The organism is Lentzea sp. NPDC102401 (assembly GCF_044765805.1).
Taxonomy (GTDB): domain Bacteria; phylum Actinomycetota; class Actinomycetes; order Mycobacteriales; family Pseudonocardiaceae; genus Lentzea; species Lentzea sokolovensis.
The window spans coordinates 56,668-72,924 of record NZ_JBIWKS010000012.1 but is presented as its reverse complement, the minus strand read 5'-3'; the positions used below and the strand labels follow the sequence as shown (position 1 = coordinate 72,924).

At 68.7% G+C, this 16,257-nt stretch carries 14 protein-coding genes; 4 read left to right on the top strand and 10 right to left on the bottom strand.

The window, feature by feature from the left end; all coding sequences use genetic code 11:
* The first annotated feature begins 6 nt into the window (after positions 1–6).
* Complete coding sequence (locus ACIRG5_RS34715) at positions 7–1,104, top strand: glycoside hydrolase family 113 (protein WP_402912805.1); 1,098 nt, start codon at positions 7–9, stop codon at positions 1,102–1,104.
* Here the strand turns inward: ACIRG5_RS34715 and ACIRG5_RS34710 are convergent.
* The 3 genes from ACIRG5_RS34710 to ACIRG5_RS34700 form a co-directional block, all read right to left on the bottom strand.
* Positions 1,094–2,350: a sensor histidine kinase gene (locus ACIRG5_RS34710; RefSeq protein ID WP_402912803.1), complete on the bottom strand. Its 1,257-nt coding sequence runs from the start codon at positions 2,348–2,350 to the stop codon at positions 1,094–1,096. The genes ACIRG5_RS34715 and ACIRG5_RS34710 overlap by 11 nt on opposite strands.
* 143 nt (positions 2,351–2,493) lie before the next feature.
* Positions 2,494–3,123, bottom strand: coding sequence for a DUF4360 domain-containing protein (locus ACIRG5_RS34705; RefSeq protein WP_402912800.1), 630 nt, complete (start codon positions 3,121–3,123; stop codon positions 2,494–2,496).
* 81 nt (positions 3,124–3,204) lie between these two features.
* Positions 3,205–3,741, bottom strand: a complete 537-nt coding sequence (locus tag ACIRG5_RS34700; protein WP_402912798.1) for a DUF4360 domain-containing protein — start codon at positions 3,739–3,741, stop codon at positions 3,205–3,207.
* A 284-nt stretch (positions 3,742–4,025) separates the two neighbouring features.
* Here ACIRG5_RS34700 and ACIRG5_RS34695 point away from each other — a divergent pair, with 284 nt between their 5' ends.
* A complete protein-coding gene (locus ACIRG5_RS34695) occupies positions 4,026–4,415 on the top strand; it encodes a response regulator (protein WP_402912796.1) in 390 nt (129 codons plus the stop codon).
* A gap of 19 nt (positions 4,416–4,434) precedes the next feature.
* Here ACIRG5_RS34695 and ACIRG5_RS34690 read toward each other — a convergent pair whose 3' ends face one another.
* Positions 4,435–7,263, bottom strand: coding sequence for a substrate-binding domain-containing protein (locus ACIRG5_RS34690; protein WP_402912793.1), 2,829 nt, complete (start codon positions 7,261–7,263; stop codon positions 4,435–4,437).
* A gap of 117 nt (positions 7,264–7,380) precedes the next feature.
* On the opposite strand from ACIRG5_RS34690, the gene ACIRG5_RS34685 reads away from it, so the two are divergent.
* Positions 7,381–8,748 carry a hypothetical protein gene (locus ACIRG5_RS34685; RefSeq protein WP_402912790.1) on the top strand — a complete coding sequence of 456 codons (1,368 nt, stop codon included), beginning with the start codon at positions 7,381–7,383 and terminating at the stop codon, positions 8,746–8,748.
* 4 nt (positions 8,749–8,752) lie between these two features.
* Here ACIRG5_RS34685 and ACIRG5_RS34680 read toward each other — a convergent pair whose 3' ends face one another.
* Positions 8,753–9,181, bottom strand: coding sequence for a GNAT family N-acetyltransferase (locus ACIRG5_RS34680; RefSeq protein ID WP_402912787.1), 429 nt, complete (start codon positions 9,179–9,181; stop codon positions 8,753–8,755).
* A gap of 107 nt (positions 9,182–9,288) precedes the next feature.
* Here ACIRG5_RS34680 and ACIRG5_RS34675 point away from each other — a divergent pair, with 107 nt between their 5' ends.
* A complete protein-coding gene (locus ACIRG5_RS34675; protein ID WP_402912785.1) occupies positions 9,289–10,188 on the top strand; it encodes a M48 family metalloprotease in 900 nt (299 codons plus the stop codon).
* A gap of 4 nt (positions 10,189–10,192) precedes the next feature.
* Here the strand turns inward: ACIRG5_RS34675 and pgl are convergent, their stop codons facing one another.
* From pgl to tal, 5 genes are read right to left on the bottom strand one after another with little or no spacing between them, the layout of a single operon-like run.
* Positions 10,193–10,972 (bottom strand): 6-phosphogluconolactonase, encoded by a 780-nt coding sequence (gene pgl / locus ACIRG5_RS34670; protein WP_402912783.1) that lies wholly within the window; start codon positions 10,970–10,972, stop codon positions 10,193–10,195.
* On the bottom strand, positions 10,969–11,994 hold the full coding sequence (opcA, locus tag ACIRG5_RS34665) for a glucose-6-phosphate dehydrogenase assembly protein OpcA (protein ID WP_402912780.1): 1,026 nt from the start codon (positions 11,992–11,994) through the stop codon (positions 10,969–10,971). Before opcA ends, pgl begins: the two co-directional genes overlap by 4 nt.
* The gene (gene zwf, locus ACIRG5_RS34660; protein ID WP_402913329.1) at positions 11,991–13,478 is read right to left on the bottom strand and encodes a glucose-6-phosphate dehydrogenase; all 1,488 of its coding nucleotides are present in this window, start codon (positions 13,476–13,478) and stop codon (positions 11,991–11,993) included. The genes opcA and zwf overlap by 4 nt, the downstream gene beginning before the upstream one ends.
* 50 nt (positions 13,479–13,528) lie before the next feature.
* Entirely contained in the window at positions 13,529–15,115 is a 1,587-nt protein-coding gene (locus ACIRG5_RS34655) for a glucose-6-phosphate isomerase (RefSeq protein ID WP_402912778.1), read from the bottom strand.
* A gap of 25 nt (positions 15,116–15,140) precedes the next feature.
* Positions 15,141–16,253, bottom strand: a complete 1,113-nt coding sequence (gene tal, locus ACIRG5_RS34650) for a transaldolase (RefSeq protein ID WP_402912776.1) — start codon at positions 16,251–16,253, stop codon at positions 15,141–15,143.
* Positions 16,254–16,257 lie beyond the last annotated feature (4 nt).

The following is a 16,257-nucleotide window of genomic DNA, read 5'->3' as shown; positions in this document are numbered from 1 at the left end:
GGCACGATGATCAGTCGAAAGGTGTTCCTGAAGTCCGTCGCCGGTGCAGCGGCGCTGGCGAGCATCGGGGGCGGCACGGCGGCCGCGGCGCCGAAGAAGCGCGGCGGCGTCTGTTATGACACCGGCGTGCTGCACGCGGCGGGGGAGCCGTTGAGCCGCGTGCGCTGGAGCCGTCAGCAACTGGAACGGGAGATCCGCCTCCTCGCCGGCGAGTTGCGCTGTCCGTCGATCACGGCGTTCGGCACCGACCTCGGCCGCCTCGCGGAGACGACGGACGCGGCGTTGCGCCACGGCATGCGGGTCTTCGTGCAGCCGAGGCTCTACGACCACCCGCAAGAGCAGATTCTGGAACACATGGCCGAGGCCGCGCGCACGGTCGAACGGAAGCGACGCGGCGACAACGTCACGTTCGTCACCGGCTGCGAGCACTTCCTGTTCACGCCGGGGATCATCCCCGGCGACACGTTCCTGGACCGGCTCGCGACCATCCCGGCGATCACGGACTGGCCGGCGGTCATCCAGCGCTTCCGCGAGTTCGTGATGAAGGCCGTCGAGGTGGCGCGCCGGGAGTTCCATGGCCGGATCACCTACGGCGCCGCCGCGGGGGCGGACGCCGACTGGAACGACTGGTCGTTGTTCGACCTCGTCGGCCTCGACTACTACACGCACTTCGAGACCGACGCCGAGTATGCGGCTGACCTGGACAAATATCGCCGCTGGGGCAAGCCGCTGATGATCATGGAGTACGGCTGCTGCACGTTCACGGGCGCCGCGAAGGCCGGTGGGATGGGCTGGGACATCGTGGACTACGAGGCCACCCCGCCCGTGATCAAGCCCGGCTACGAGCGCAACGAACGCGAGCAGGCCGACCACATCGCCCGCATGCTGCGCGTGTTCGCCGCACAGCCCGATGTCGAGGGCTCACACCTGTACTCGGTCATCACTCCGGACTCGCCGCACAACCCGACGTGCCGCGATCGCGACTACGACATGGCCTCGTACAGCTTGCTGCGCACGATGCGTGAGCGGTTCGACGACGACAACTCGCCCTATCGCCTGGAGCCCAAGAAGTCGTTCCACGCGTTCCAGAGCTTCAATCGGTGATGACGCGTTCCCTCGGGAACGACGCCGTCACCAGGAAGCCGCCGTCCTCGGTCGGGCCCGCCGAGAACTCGCCGCCGAGCAACGTGGCACGTTCACGCAGGCCGACCAGGCCGTGACCTCCGCTGGGCAGCGACGACGACGGGCTGGACGCGGCGGTGTTGCGCACCTCGACCAGCACGTTGTCGTCGTACTGGGCGTCGATGAACACCGTGGCGCTCGCGCCCACGGCGTGCTTGCGGATGTTGGTCAGGGCCTCCTGCACCGTCCGGTAGACGGCGCCGGACACCGGTGCGGGGAGGTCCTCGACCGGGCCCTTGAGCTGGACGGTCACCTCGAAGCCCGCGTCGGCGGCCAGGCCGGACAGCTCGTCGAGGCCCGGTTGCGTGTCGTCCGTGGTGCGTAGGACGGACACGAGCGTGCGGAGCTCATCGAGCGTGCGCGTCGACAGCGTGCGAATGGTGCCGGCGACCTGTTTGTGCTCGGCATCGACCACGGCCATGCGCAACGCACCGGCCTGCATGGCGATGAGGCTGACCTGGTGCGACACCACGTCGTGCATCTCGCGGGCGAGCTTTGCCCGTTCGTCGGCACGGATGGCATGCGCGTGCAGCACCCGTTCTCTCTCGCGTGACTCGGCCAGTTCGCGGATGCGGTCGGACAGCTCCTGGCGCGCGTGCACCAGCAGGCCGATCGCGATCGGCAGGCCCGACACGAGAAAGCCGTAGATCGCCGAGTGGAAGTGCCCGGAGGCGGGCCGGTCGATCAGCTCCTGGAACGGCCAGGCGACGAACCGGCAGAGCCACACCAGCGCGGCCGCGAGGCCCGTCTGCCAGCCGCCGAGATAGCGGCGGGCGACCGTGTACAGGGCGATCATCGCGGCGAGCTGCGACCAGCCGACGAAGAAGCCGGGAATGGTCAGCACGAGCGTGAGGAACGGGAACCGCCGCCGCAGGACCAGCGCGCCGACCGCGAGCCAGTTGAGCCACAGCTGGTAGTTCTCGACCGGCGGGAGGTCCGTGATCGGGTCGGCTTCGAGCCACAGCCCGTACAGCCAGACGTCGAGCACGGCGAAGAAGATCAACGCCAGGTCCGCGAGCACCTGCCGGTAGTCACCACTGAGCGGCCAGCGCGAGCTGGCCGCGGTCTCCTCCGACCGTCTGGCCGGGAGCAGCGTCGTGGTCAGGATCCGACCTCCCCTGTGAGCCTTGCGATCCTCACCGTACTGCGCGTATGCGGCGGATGGCATTGGCTGCCCCTTTACCCCGACCTGCCCCGTCATGGGGGTAAGACGCCCGCACACGCGAATCTGTACGCCGCTCCGCTCACATATGTGCTACCGCACACGTCCGTGCGGACGCGTGCGGTAGTCACAGCACTACTGAGGGGCTGTCAGGGGCAGGTTTTCCAGCTGAACTGGTAGGTCGTGTCGATCGCACCGTCCGTGGAGTCCATCGACACGAAGCTCGTCGTCGTGGCCGTGTTGGACGAGCCGGGGTAGACGCGGAGCTCGGTGTTGATGTTGAAGTTCCGCTTCTCGCCACACGGCGAGTAGACGATCGCGGCGACCTCGGTCTCGTCGGTCGCCTGCCAGTCGTCGCTGTGCGGGCCGTTGTACCGGTGCTGTGCTGAGTCGTTCTGCGACATGCCCTGGAAGTAGTAGTTGGCCTTCTGGATGGCGTACGCGCCTCTTTCCAGGTGCGCGAAACCTCTGTAGTCGGCCTGGGCGATGCCGTAGGTGAAGCCCTGCGGGACGTTGACCCGCAGGTTGAGCTGGCAGTTCTTGCGGAAGTCGGTCGGTCGCGCGCCGACGCCGACCTGGGCCAGGTAGTCGCTGTAGGTGACCGTGAAGGCCTTGTTGTCCTCGGACACCGCGACGGCCGCGGTGCCCGCCGGGCAGCCGGAGCCGTTGACCGTGACGACGTCGATGGTGATGTGGTCGGGCGGCGGCGTCTCGTTGGGCGAGCCGGGCGGGATGATGATGGTCGAGGCCAGCAGGGCAGCGGCAACCGCGTTGAGCATGAGGGGCACCTTTCCAAACGCGTCTCGCAGGGAGGGGTGGCGGCGGTTGGAACTCCGGTGGCGGCGGCCTTTGTCAGAAAATCAGCAGCGCTTCCACGAGAAGTGGTGCAGAGTGCGCACTTCTCCGCGCTGGTAGTCCATCGTCATGAAACTGTTTGTATTGGCGTCCGAGCTACCTTTGTCGACGCGCAGGGCGCTGTTGACGTTGAGATTCTTCTGCTCGCCGCACGGCGACCAGACGATCTCCGAGAACTCGGTCTTGTGGGTGATCGACCAGTTGTCGTCGAACGGCCCCGTGAACGAGTGCTTCCACGTGGTGGTGGCCGATTGACCCTGGAAGTAGTAATTCACCGACTGGTACCCGGTCGCGCCGGGTTTGAGGTACCCGTAGCCGCCGTAGGTCGCTTCCGCGATGCCGTACGTGAAGCCCTGCGGAATGTTGATCTGCAGCGTGAGCTGGCAGTTCTTGCGGAAGTCGGTCGCACCGGCACCCTTGCCCGCCTGGGCCAGGTAGTCGCTGTAGATCACCCAGAACGAGGTGTTGTCCGGTGAGACGATCACTTCGGCGCTGCCCTGCTTGCACCCGGAACCGTTCACCGTCATCACGTCGATCGTCACGCGCTCCGAAGGAATCGTCGCGGCGTGTGCGGGTGCTGACGACAATGTGAACAGCACGGCCAGAGCGGCTGCTGCCGTCGCTTTACGCATGAAGTTGGCCTTTCCTGGTGCCTCTTTCTCAGCGTGGAGCGGCAGCGGTGTCGCGAAGGTTAGCGCAGACCCTCAACCAATGGTGTGATCCAAATGGCCCAGGTCACACTGATGGAGCAGTTCGTGAAGAATTACCAAAAATAGTCGGACACCTGGTGCTGAAGGCACGAATAGTTTCCGGCATACTTGCCCGCATGTCGCTGGCTGGACTGGTGCTCGTGGTCGAGGACGAGGACCCCGTGCGTAGGTACACCGTGAGCCTGCTCGAGGAGCTGGGCTTCACAGTTCTGCAGGCCAGCGACGGCATCGAGGCGATCGCGATCCTGCGCGAACGGTCCGCCGAGATCAGCGCGATGCTGCTCGACCACAGCATGCCGGGCCTGTCCGGCGAGGAGGTGCTGGCGCAGGTCGAGCGCGAGGGCCTCGCCGTGCCGGTGGTGCTGACCAGCGGCTACGACCGCGCGTCGCTGGAGCGGCGGTTCGCGGGGCACGACGTCGCCGGGTACCTGCAGAAGCCGTTCCGGATCGAGGCGCTGGACGAGACGGTCCGTCTCGCCGTGGCCCGCCGCGCTCAGGCGTCCTGACCGAGCGGGCTGCTGGCCATCAGCCCGCTAGCACCTGCCGCACGCGTTCGAGCAGGTCCGACTCCACGTACGGCTTGGTGATCAGCACCTCGTCGTCGAGGACCTCGTCGGTCGTGTACCCGGACATGTAGATCACGGCCGGTGCCGCGCCGGTCGAGCGCAGCAGCCGGACGAGCTCGGGGCCGCCCATCTTCGGCATCACGACGTCGGTGAGCACGAGTTCGATCGTGCTGCGGTGCGCCGTGGCCAGTTGCAGCGCCTCCTGGCCGTCGCCCGCCTCGATCACCGCGTAGCCCGCGGTCTCCAGCGAGCGCCGGGTCATGACCCGCACCTGCGCGTCGTCCTCCACGAGCAGCACAGTGCCGATGCCCCGGTGCGTGGTGGTGCGACGCGCGCACGGCGCTTCGGGCGTGCCGTCGCGTTCGTGCGGCACGGGCAGATAGACCTCCACGGTCGTGCCCTCGCCCAGTGCGCTGATCAGTTCGATCTGCCCGCCGGACTGCTGCACGATGCCGAACACCGTGGACAGGCCGAGGCCGGTGCCCTTGCCGACCGGTTTGGTGGTGAAGTACGGCTCGAACACCTGCGCCTGCACGTCCGGCGCCATGCCCGCGCCGGTGTCCTGGACGCGCATCACGACGTACTCGCCCGGCCGCACGCCGACGATCCGGCCGCTCTCGCCGCTGCCGAGGGTCCTGTCCGCGATCGAGATCCGGAGCGTGCCGCCGTCGGGCATCGCGTCGCGGGAGTTGACCGCGAGGTTGAACAGGATCTGCTCGACCTGGCCGGCGTCCGCCCACACCTGCGCGACGCCTTCCGGCAGGTGCATCTCCAGTTCGATGTGGTCACCGACGAGCGTGCGCAGCATCGAGTGGACCTTGGTGAGGTTGACCTTGAGGTCCAGCGACTCCGGGTGCAGGACCTGCTGGCGGGTGAACGCGAGCAGCTGCCTGGTCAGGTTCGCGGCCCGTTCGCCCGCGTGCCTGATGTCCTCGATCGCCGTGCGCCTCGGATCGTCCGGAAGGGTGCGTCGCAGCAGCATCTCGCTGTTGCCGTTCACGACCGTGAGGATGTTGTTGAAGTCGTGCGCGATGCCACCGGTCAACCGTCCGATGGCCTCCATCTTCTGCGCGTGCCGCAGTTGCGCTTCGGTCTCGCCGACGCGTTCCTCCAGCCGAGCGCGCGCGTCCTTGAGTTCCTGCATCAGCCTGATGCTCCGCAACGCGCTGCTGAGCTGCTGCTGCACGGCCTCGTAGATCCAGCCGGGCTCCGGGCCCTCCTCGAAGATCACGTACCCGAGGTGGTCCTCGTCGGTGTAGAGCGGGGCGACCAGGGCGCTGAACGGCACGTTGCGCTTGAACGGGTACGGCGTGAGGTTGATGGTGGGGAACGGGGTGTCCGGCGGGGTCTTGAGTTCGGCGTTCTCGTACCGGACGAGCGCGCGCGCCGTGCCTGGCGTGTCGTACGCCATGACGTGGCAGCCGGGGATGGCGAGTCGGGGGAGTTCCTCGGCGAGTGCGGTCGTCAGCTCGTCCACGTCCCGTGACGCGATAAGCCGTTGTCCCGCCTCACGCACCGTCTGGTCGTGACGCTCGTGCGACAGGTACTTGAAGCGTGCGTCCGTGGCGAACGCATCGCCGAGAAGCAGCTGCACGCGCAACCACAGGTCGTTGATGATCGTCGCGTCGCTGATCCGCGCCGTCACGAACCGATGCAGGTCGAACAGCGGTGGCCACCACTTCGCCGGTTCGCACCCGGCGCGCGCACTCCAGCGGATGTACTCGGCCAGCAGCTTGAGGAACTCCGCACCCTCGACCTCACCGCGGCCCGCCGCCATCAGCTCGACGACCAGCTGCTCGGCCCACCCGTCCGGCAGGTTCGCGGAGGGCTTTCCGAGCGAGTCGCGCAGGTGGTCGGCCACCGTGGAGGCGGTCGCGGACTCGTTGATGCTGAGCCGGTCGTGCGCGGGGGCGTGGTCGCCGAGCCCGGACGGCAGGCAGCCGCACGACCGGCGCACGATCAGCTCGGTCGGCAGCGTCTGGTGCTCGCGCGTCGGCCGGCCCTGCACCAGCGCCACCGCGAGTTCGGCCGCCCGGAAGCCCATTTCGAGGAACGGCGCCCTGACGGTGGTGAACGTGGGCGCCGCGGCGTGCGTGCGAACGTTCGTGTGGTTGCCGTACCCGACGACGGCGACGTCCTCCGGCGTGCGGTACCCCAGTTCCTCCAGCGCGGACACGACCCCGATCGCGTAGTCGTCGTTCGCGGCGGCGATGGCGTCCGGCGGTTCCTTGATGCGCGCGAGCATCCTGCGCACGGCCTGCGTCGCGCCGTTCGGTTCCCAGATGAACGAGCCCGGCATCGTGACGAGCGCGGGATCGAACGGGATCCCGTGGTTGCGCAACGAATCCGCATAGCCGAGGAACCGCTCCCGGGCGCCCGCATGCGTTTGCGGCCCCCGGACGAACGCGATCCTGCGCTTGCCGTGCACCTCGATGAGGTGGTCGACGGCCTGCTTCATGCCGTCGCGGTTGTTCATCAGAATCGTTGGCCACTGGGCAAGGCTTGTTTCGACGCTCACTATGGGCATGGGCGCGTAACGCTTCACGTACTCCTGCATGCCCTCGGACCCGATGAGCTGCCCCACACGCGTAGTCCACACCACGAGCGCATCGATGCGGTTCGGCGAGATGAGGTCGTAGACCGTGTTCGCGCGACGCTTGAGCGGGTCCGGATGGTCCAGTTCACTGCCCACGAAACACACGAGGTCGCACCCGAGGCGCTGAGCTCCGTCGCTGACACCACGCCACTGCTCGCCCGCGAGCTCGATGAGCGGGCCAGCGGTGATCATCCCGATGGTGGGACGTCGCTTCGCACTGCCGTTTGCCACAAAACCCCCGCTACTCAACGCGATTGGGGATGATACGCGTTGTCGGGGGGAATGCCTGCCGTGTTACCAGGGAGATTGGTGAACGCTGTACTGGAGGGCCTGGCGTCGAACCCCGCGCTGCCGGCCACGTTGCTCGACCGCCTGGTCACCCACCCCGAGTTGGCGGCTGACCTGGCCGAACGCGCTGATCTCTCTCCTGCGCACGTGCGCGCGCTTCTTGCACATGGCGACTCCACAACCGTGTACACGCTGCTGGACAAGGGGTTGGTTCACCCGGCAGACATACCCATCACCAACGAATCGGTCGCCTTGGTGGTGACCGGAAGCCCTGACGCCGATCCCGCACTGGCCCGCGCACTGGCGTTCCACCCGGACCCCGCCGTCCGCGCGCGGCTCCCCGAGTGGGCCTGCTCCCTGCCCGCCGACGTGGTCGACCTGCTGGCCCGCGACCCCGATCCCTCGGTGGTCGCCGAGTTGGTTCTCTTCCAACCGTTACCTCCCGCTTTGGCCGTGTCATTGAGTGGCCACCCGAGCCTCGACGTGCGCCGGGCTCTGGCTTCCAGCCCGCACACACCTCCGTCGGTGCTGGCCTCGCTGAGTTCCGAGGACGCCCTGGCCCGTGAACTGGCCGCCAACCCGGCGACGCCCGGTGCCCTGGCCGCGGACCTGCTGCGCCGCCACGCATCCCGCTACTTCCTGGCCGAACGCACCGACCTGCCGTCCGACGTCTATGAACGGCTCGCCTCGGAACTGGAACCCGGCATCCTGTCGCAGCTGGCCGCGAACCCCGCCGTCCCCGTTCCGGTCCTGCGCCAGCTCACCGCGACCCGTGCCCTCCGCCTCCTGCTCCTGCGCAACCCGGCGATCCCGCTGGACCTCCTGGTGGAACTGGCTCCCGTCGCGCGGATCGGCCCCGATCCGGTGCCGCGCATCGCTTCCGCTTCTGGCTCTGAGCTCCGGGAACTGGCCGCGTCGCCGGTGGCGCAGGTGCGGATGATGGTGGCCGCGCGCCCTGATCTGCCTCCGAATCTGTTCGCCGGTCTGGTACTCGATCCCGACGCCGGAGTCGCCGGCGCGGTCGTGACTCATCCGCTGGTGACGGTTCCGCAGCTCTGGGAGCTGGTCTCGCGGCACGGGCCTGCGCTGCACCCGAGGGTGGCGCGGAATCCGCTGTGCCCGCCGGAGTTGTTGCACCACATGGCTTTGCGGGCCGGTTCGGCGGAGACGTGCCGGGCCGTGGCCTGTCATCCCGCTGCGCGGGGCGAGACTTTGGTGCTGTGCTTGGAGGATGCGCAGGCCCGGCACCTGGCCGCCGCGCATCCGCACCTGCCGGTGCCGACGATCGTGGAGTTGCTGGGGAGTGAGTTCACGGCGGGGGCCGTGGCGGCGAACCCGTCGTTGCCGGTGCACGTGATGGAGGAGCTGGTGGACGGGAGCGCGGTATGAGCGACTACCACCACTTGATGAGGTTGGTCTGCTCCTTGCGCACCACGTATCCGTTGGCCGCGTAGAACTCCCGCGCGTGCACCCGGTTCGCCCCGGTCACCAGCCGGACGCCGGCAGCGCCATCCGCCCGCGCCCATTCCTCTCCGGCGGCCAGCAACGCCCTCCCCACACCGCGGCGCTGGTGTCGCGGCGAGATGGCCAGCGTGATCAGGTTCTTCAGCGGCCGGTGGTAGGTGTTCTCGTAGTCGCTCAGCTGGACGTACCCGAGCACCTCGGTGCCGTCGTCGGCCACGAACAGCACCACGTTGGGCGCCTTGATGATCCGGGAGATCTGGGCCGCCGTGTCCTCCAGCGGGAAGTCGTAGTCCAGCGCTTCTCGGTTGATCTGGCGGATCGCCGGCGCGTCTTCGGCCAGCACGTCCCGGATCTGCAACTCGACCCCCTCGGTTGGCTCCTCCAGCTAACCACGCTGGGCGAGACGGGCGACTCGGCTGGACACAAACGGGATCGCGCTGGAACGCTCGAACCCGAGGTGATGACGTGCGCGCTCCCCGACGACGCTTCGACATGTCCGCCGTGATCGAGTTGCTGCTCGGGGTGCCGACGGTGCTGAGCAGCCTGCTGGTCATCACGCTCGTCGGCAGGGCCGTGACACCGGAGAGGCCTTGGCTGTTTCCGGTGGTGTGGCTGGTTTCCGGCGTGATCGTGTTCCTGCCGGCCACGGGCACGTTGCTGGCGGCGCTGGTGCACGGGATGCGTGGGCCGACCGGGACGGAGCGGGCCGTGCTGGAGCCGTTGCTGGGGGCGGCGTGTGGGGCGGCCGGGGTGGATCCGGGGAGGTACCGGCTGCGGATCCAGAACTCCAGGGAGATCAACGCGATGGCCGTGGGCGGGCATGTCGTGGGGGTGTCGACGGCGGCGTTGCAGTTGCCGCGCGAGCAGCTCGAAGCGGTGCTGGCGCACGAGATCGGGCATCACCTGGCCGGGCACACGAAGATCTCGTTGCTGCGCTGGTGGTTCGAGTTGCCGGCGCGCGCGACGGTGTGGCTGGTCATCATCATCGGACTGGGCATCTACCTGGCGGGCGACAAGATCGGCACGACGGGGGCCAAGGTCATCAGCTTCGTGCTGATCGTGGCACTCGGCATCGCGGCTGTGCTGGTCAGCCCGTGGGTGTTGCTGGTGCCGGTGATCGCGCCGCTGCTGGCGCTGGCGAGCAGGAAGGCCGAGTTGCACGCGGACCGGGTCGCGGCCGAGCTCGGGTACCGGCTGGTGCTGCTGGAAGTGTTGCAGCGCTGGGTGAAGGAAGGGCACGACGAGCAACGGGCCCGGGCCGGGTTCAAGGCGCGGATGCTGGCCTCGCACCCGTCGTGCGCGCTGCGCATCAGCAAGTTGCGCGGAGAAAAGCGAAGGCCCCCAAGCCGGAGCCTGGGGGCCTGAACCGTCACGCCGGTGGCGGTGCGAACAACGGCGGTACCGCTGATGCGGCCGCGGTGTCCAGCAGCCACAACGTCCTGCGGCGGCCAGTGGCACCGGCGGCGGGGATCTGCACCTCGCCCGCGCCGTCCAGCGCCATGGCCACGGCGGCGGCCTTGGCCTCGCCGGTGGTCATCAGCCAGACCTCCTGCGCGCATCGCACCGACGCCAGCGTCAGCGACACGCGCGTCGGCGGTGGCTTCGGGCAGTTGCGCACGGCCACGACCGTCCGCTCCTTCTCGTGCACGGCAGGAGAATCGGGGAACACCGACGCCACGTGACCCTCCTCGCCGACGCCCAGAAGGCAGACGTCGAACGTGGGCACGTCGCCGTGGTCCTCCGGCCGCGCGAGGGAAGCCAGCACGGCGGCGTAAGCCTCAGCGGCCGCCTCGGGGTCGTCGCCGAACCTGCCGTCCGAAGGCTCCATCACGTGCACCCGCGACGGGTCCAGCGGAACGTGGTCCAGCAGCGCGGCACGGGCCTGCGTCTCGTTGCGGTCCGGGTGACCGGACGGCAGGAAGCGCTCGTCGCCCCAGAACAGGTCCACCCGCGACCAGTCCACCGCGTCACGCGCGGCGCTCCGGTTCAGGTGCTCCAGCACCGCGGTGCCGGTGCGGCCGCCGGTCAGCACGACCGACGCGTAGCCGCGCGCGGCCTGGGCGTCGACCATGTGGGTCACCAGGCGGGCCGCCGCGGCGGCGGCCAGAAGGTCGCCGTCGCGGTGGACCACCACTTGCGAATTGCTCACGAACCAGCCTTCGCCTTCGACTTCTTGGGTGCGGCGGAACCGTTGGCGGACTCCGCAGCGGCAGGAGCCTCCTCAGGCGCCTCCGGTTTCACGGACGGCGTGCGGCCCCGCGAGATCTTCGACAGCGACTTCAACGCCGCCGCGTAGACCTCGTCCGGGTCGAGCCTGCGCAGTTCCTCGGCGAGGCAGTCACGCACCGAACGGCGCTGCAGCGCGACCCGCCGCGACGGCTGGCCGGGCTGGGTCAGCGTGCCGACCTTGCCGTCCGGGCGCAGCAGGTCGACGGCGCCGGAGGGACGGCCGAGCCGCACCTCCACGATGCCTTCACCCGACGTCGCCTTGAAGCGCTTGGCCGACACCTTCAGCCGGTCCGTCAGCCACGCGGCGAGCAGATCGGTGGACGGTGAGTCGGCCTCGCCGGTCACCTCGGCGTCCACGACCTTCTCGTACGGCGGCAGGTCCAGCGACGAGGCGAGCATGGCCCGCCACAACGTCAGCCGCGTCCAGGCCAGGTCCGTGTCGCCCGGCGCGTAGTGCGCGCGCCGCGACTCCAGGGCCTTGATCGGGTTCTTCTCGGCCGCGGCGTCGGTGATGCGACGCTGCGCGAGCTGACCGATCGGGTCCTTGGACGGCGACACCGGCGCGTCGAACGGCCACCACGCCACGACCGGGGTGTCCGGCAGCAGCAGCGGCATGACGCACGAGGCGCCTTCCTTGGCCAGTTCGCCGTACAGACGGAGAACGACGACTTCCGAGGCTCCGGCGTCGCCACCGACGCGGATCTGCGCGTCCAGTCGAGGTGCCGCCTGACGAGCACCGCGGGCCACGACGATCACGCGACAGGGGTGCTCACGCGAAGCGTCGTTGGCCGCGTCGATCGCGGCGTCGGTGCGCTGGCCGTCCTCGGTCACGATCACGAGGGTCAGCACGCGACCGAGGGTCGTCGCACCGCCTTCGTCGCGCAGCCGGACCAGTCGCGAGTTGATCTGGGAGGTGGTGGTCGAGGGCAGGTCGATGATCACGGACGCCTCCAGTGCCTTCCGGTGCGAGCCGTCATCGCGTCCGCCGACGGCGGGCCCCACGTACCGGCCTTGTACTTCTCGAGGGCGGGTTCGTCCTTGCGCGCCCAGAAGTCGAGGATCGGGTCGAGGATCTCCCAGGAGAGCTCGACCTCGTCGTTCTTCGGGAACAGCGACGGCTCACCGAGCAGCACGTCGAGCAGCAGCCGCTCGTAGGCCTCCGGTGACGACTCGGTGAACGAGTGGCCGTAACCGAAGTCCATCGTGACGTCGCGGACCTCCATCGTGTTGCCCGGCACCTTCGACCCGAAGCGGATCGTCACGCCCTCGTCCGGCTGAACCCGGACCACCAGGGCGTTCTGGCCGAGCTCCTCGGTCGCCGTGTCGTCGAACGGCAGGTGCGGCGCCCGCTTGAACACGACGGCCACCTCGGTGACGCGACGGCCCAGGCGCTTGCCGGTGCGCAGGTAGAACGGCACCCCGGCCCAGCGGCGGGTGTTGACCTCGCAGGTGATGGCGCCGAACGTCTCGGTCTTCGACTCGGGCGAGAAACCGCCCTCCTCCAAGAGCCCGGGGACCTTCTGGCCGCCCTGCCAGCCACCGGTGTACTGGCCGCGTGCGGTGGTCTCCTCGAACGGCTCCGCGGGGCGCGTCGCCGAGAGGATCTTCACCTTCTCCGCCCGCAGGTCCGACGGCTTGAAGGAGACGGGCTCCTCCATCGCGATCAGCGCGAGCAGCTGCAGCAGGTGGTTCTGGATGACGTCACGAGTGGCGCCGATGCCGTCGTAGTAGCCCGCGCGACCACCGAGACCGATGTCCTCGGCCATGGTGATCTGCACGTGGTCGACGTAGTTCGAGTTCCAGATGGGTTCGTACAGCTGGTTCGCGAACCGCAGCGCCAGGATGTTCTGCACGGTCTCCTTGCCGAGGTAGTGGTCGATGCGGAACACCGACTCCTCGGGGAAGACCTCGTTGACCGTGCGGTTGAGTTCCTTGGCGGACTTCAGGTCGTGGCCGAACGGCTTCTCGATGACGACGCGACGCCACTGGTCGGGGGCCGTCTGGGCGAGACCCGCGCGCTTGAGCTGGTTGACCACCGTCGGGAACGCGCCCGGCGGGATCGACAGGTAGAACGCGTGGTTGCCGCCCGTGCCGCGCTCGGCGTCGAGCTGGGCCAGGCACGAGGCCAGGTTGTCGAACGACTGGTCGTCGTCGAACGTGCCCTGCACGAACCGGATGCCCTCGGCGAGCTGCTGCCACACGGCCTCGTTGAACGGCGTGCGCGCGTGCTCCTTCACCGCGTCGTGGACGACCTTCATGAAGTCCTGGTCGGCCCAGTCGCGGCGGGCGAAGCCCACCAGACCGAAGCCCGGCGGCAGCAGACCCCGGTTCGCGAGGTCGTAGATCGCGGGCATCAGCTTCTTGCGCGACAGGTCACCGGTGACACCGAAGATGACCAGCGCGCTCGGGCCCGCGATGCGGGGCATGCGCTTGTCGCGCGCGTCCCGCAGCGGGTTGTGCCACTTGGCGGATGGGGTCACGAGCCGTCCTCCTGGACTGCCTCGACGAGCTGGGCCAAGCCGGCGATGCGGTCCTCGAGGTGAAGACGCAGCACCGGGCGACCGTGTTCGGCCAGCACCTGACCGTCGCCGAGCGCCTGCGCGAGCTGCAGCTGCGCCAGCGTGTAGGGACGGCCGGGCACCTCCAGGTCGTCACCGGACTCGCCGGTGATCTGGATGAACACGCCGTTCTGGTGACCGCCCTTGTGGTACTGGCCGGTCGAGTGCAGGAAGCGCGGACCCCAGCCGAACGTGGTCTGCAGGTGCGTCCTCTTCGCGATCTCCGGACGGAGCAGCTCGAACGACGCGTCGTCGATCCTGTCCAAGTACGCCTGAACCGAGATGTAGCCGTGGTCGGGCGCCACTTCGACGATCGCCGCAAGCGCTTCCGCGACGGTGCTGACCTTGCGCGGTGCCCAGTCCGTGCCGTGTCCCTCGACCGGGCCGTCCACGAAGGACGGGACGGTCGCGGCGACGGCCGGCGCGTCGAGCAGCGCGCGGGAGGCCTTCTTCGCGGCCTCGACGTCGGGCTGGTCGAACGGGTTGATGCCGAGCACCCGGCCGACGAGCGCGGTCGCGTACTCCCACAGCAGGAACTGCGCGCCCAGCGGACCCTCGACCGCGATGTTCGCCGACCCGGTGGCCGGTCCGATCGCGACGGTGGTGGCGTCGGAACGTGCGTCCACGAAGCCGGGAGCGCCGGGGCCCTCGACGACGACCGGCAGCAGGCCGGTGCCGTTCTTGCCCGTCGACTCGGCGATGAGCTGCTCGGCCCAGTCGCCGAAGCCCTTGATGCCGGACCCGGTGTCCGCGAAGACGATCTTCTCGGCACCGTGCGCGTGCGCGGCGCCGAAGACACCGGCCAGCACGACGGCCGGGTTCTCCACGGAGTCCTGCGACACGACCTTCGCGACCTCGGCCGCGTCGTCGAGCAGCGTTTCGACGTCCGCACCGGCCAGGTAGGACGGCACCAGGCCGAACGCCGTCAGCGCCGAGTAACGTCCACCGACGTTCGGGTCGGCCAGGAACACCTTGCGGTAGCCCGCTTCCTCGGACGCCTTCTGCAGGGGCGAGCCGGGGTCGGTGACCACCACGATGCGGGACGCGGCGTCGATGCCCGCGTCGGTGAAAGCCTTCTCGAAGATGCGCCGGTGGCTGTCGGTCTCGACGGTTCCACCGGACTTGGACGACACCACGATCACCGTGCGCTCGAGATCACCGGCAAGGGCGTCGGCGACCTGGGCGGGATCGGTGGTGTCCAGCACGACCAGCGGAACCCCTGCGGTCCGCGTGATCACCTCGGGGGCCAGCGACGAGCCACCCATTCCGGCGAGAACGACGCGGTCGACGCCCTCGGCGTGCAGTTCCTCGCGCAGCGCCACGAGATCGGGGAGCAGCGCACGGGACGTCTCGTGCAACGTCGTCCAGGAGAGGCGAATGCTCGCCTCGGACTCGGCTTCCGGCCCCCACAGGGTCGGGTCCTGCGCGGTCAGCTTGCTCGGCACCGAATCCGCGACCAGGTCAGCAGCGATGATGCTGACCTGGTCGGCGTTCGGTGACCTCACGATTTCGACGGAGGTCACTTCGTGATCAGCCCTTCAGTTGAGCCAGTTGGTTCTTCACCGTCTCGAGCAACTCTTCCCAGGACTTCTCGAACTTCTCGACACCCTCGGTCTCCAGCGTGACGAACACGTCCTGGAGGTCGATTCCCACGGCGGCGAGCCGATCGAACACTTCCTGGCCCTCGGCAGCGCGCCCGGTGACCGTGTCACCGGTGATCTTGCCCCCGTCGGCGACGGCGTGCAGCGTCTTCTCCGGCATCGTGTTGACGACGCCGGCGACGACGAGCTGGTCGACGTAGAGGGTGGGGGAGTAGCTCGGGTCCTTCACGCCGGTCGACGCCCACAGTGGACGCTGCGCGTGTGCGCCGTCCGCCTTGAGAGCCTCCCAGCGCTCGCCCTGGAACGTCTTCTCGAACGCTCCGTAGGCGATGTACGCGTTGGCGAGTGCGGCCTTGCCCTTGAGCGCGGTCGCCTCGTCCGTGCCGATCTTGTCGAGCCGCTTGTCGATCTCGGTGTCCACCCTGGACACGAAGAAGGACGCGACCGAGTGGATCGAGCGCAGGTCGTGGCCGTTGGCCTTGGCCTGCTCCAGGCCCGCGATGTACGCGCCCATGACCTTCTCGTACCGCTCGACGGAGAAGATCAGCGTCACGTTGACGGAGATGCCCTCGGCGATCACCTTGGTGATGGCCGGGATGCCCGCCTCGGTGGCCGGGATCTTCACCAGCAGGTTCGGCCGGTCCACGGTCTTCCACAGGTCCTGCGCCTCGGCCACGGTCTTGTCCGTGTCGAACGCGAGGCGCGGGTCGACCTCGATGGAGACGCGGCCGTCCACACCGCCGGTCGAGTTGTAGATGTCGCGGAACTTGTCGCACGCGTTGCGCACGTCCGTCGTCGTGACCTCGCGGATGGTCGCCTCGACGTCGGCGCCGCGCGACGACAGCTCACGCATCTGCTCGTCGTAGGACTCGCCCTTCGAGAGCGCCCCCGCGAAGATCGTCGGGTTCGTCGTGACACCGACGACGTTCCAGTCGCGGATCAGCTCGTCGAGGTTGCCGCTGGTGAGACGCTCGCGGGACAGGTCGTCCAGCCAGATGGAGACACCCGCGGACGACAGCGCGTCGAGATTCGGCTTGCTCACTGGA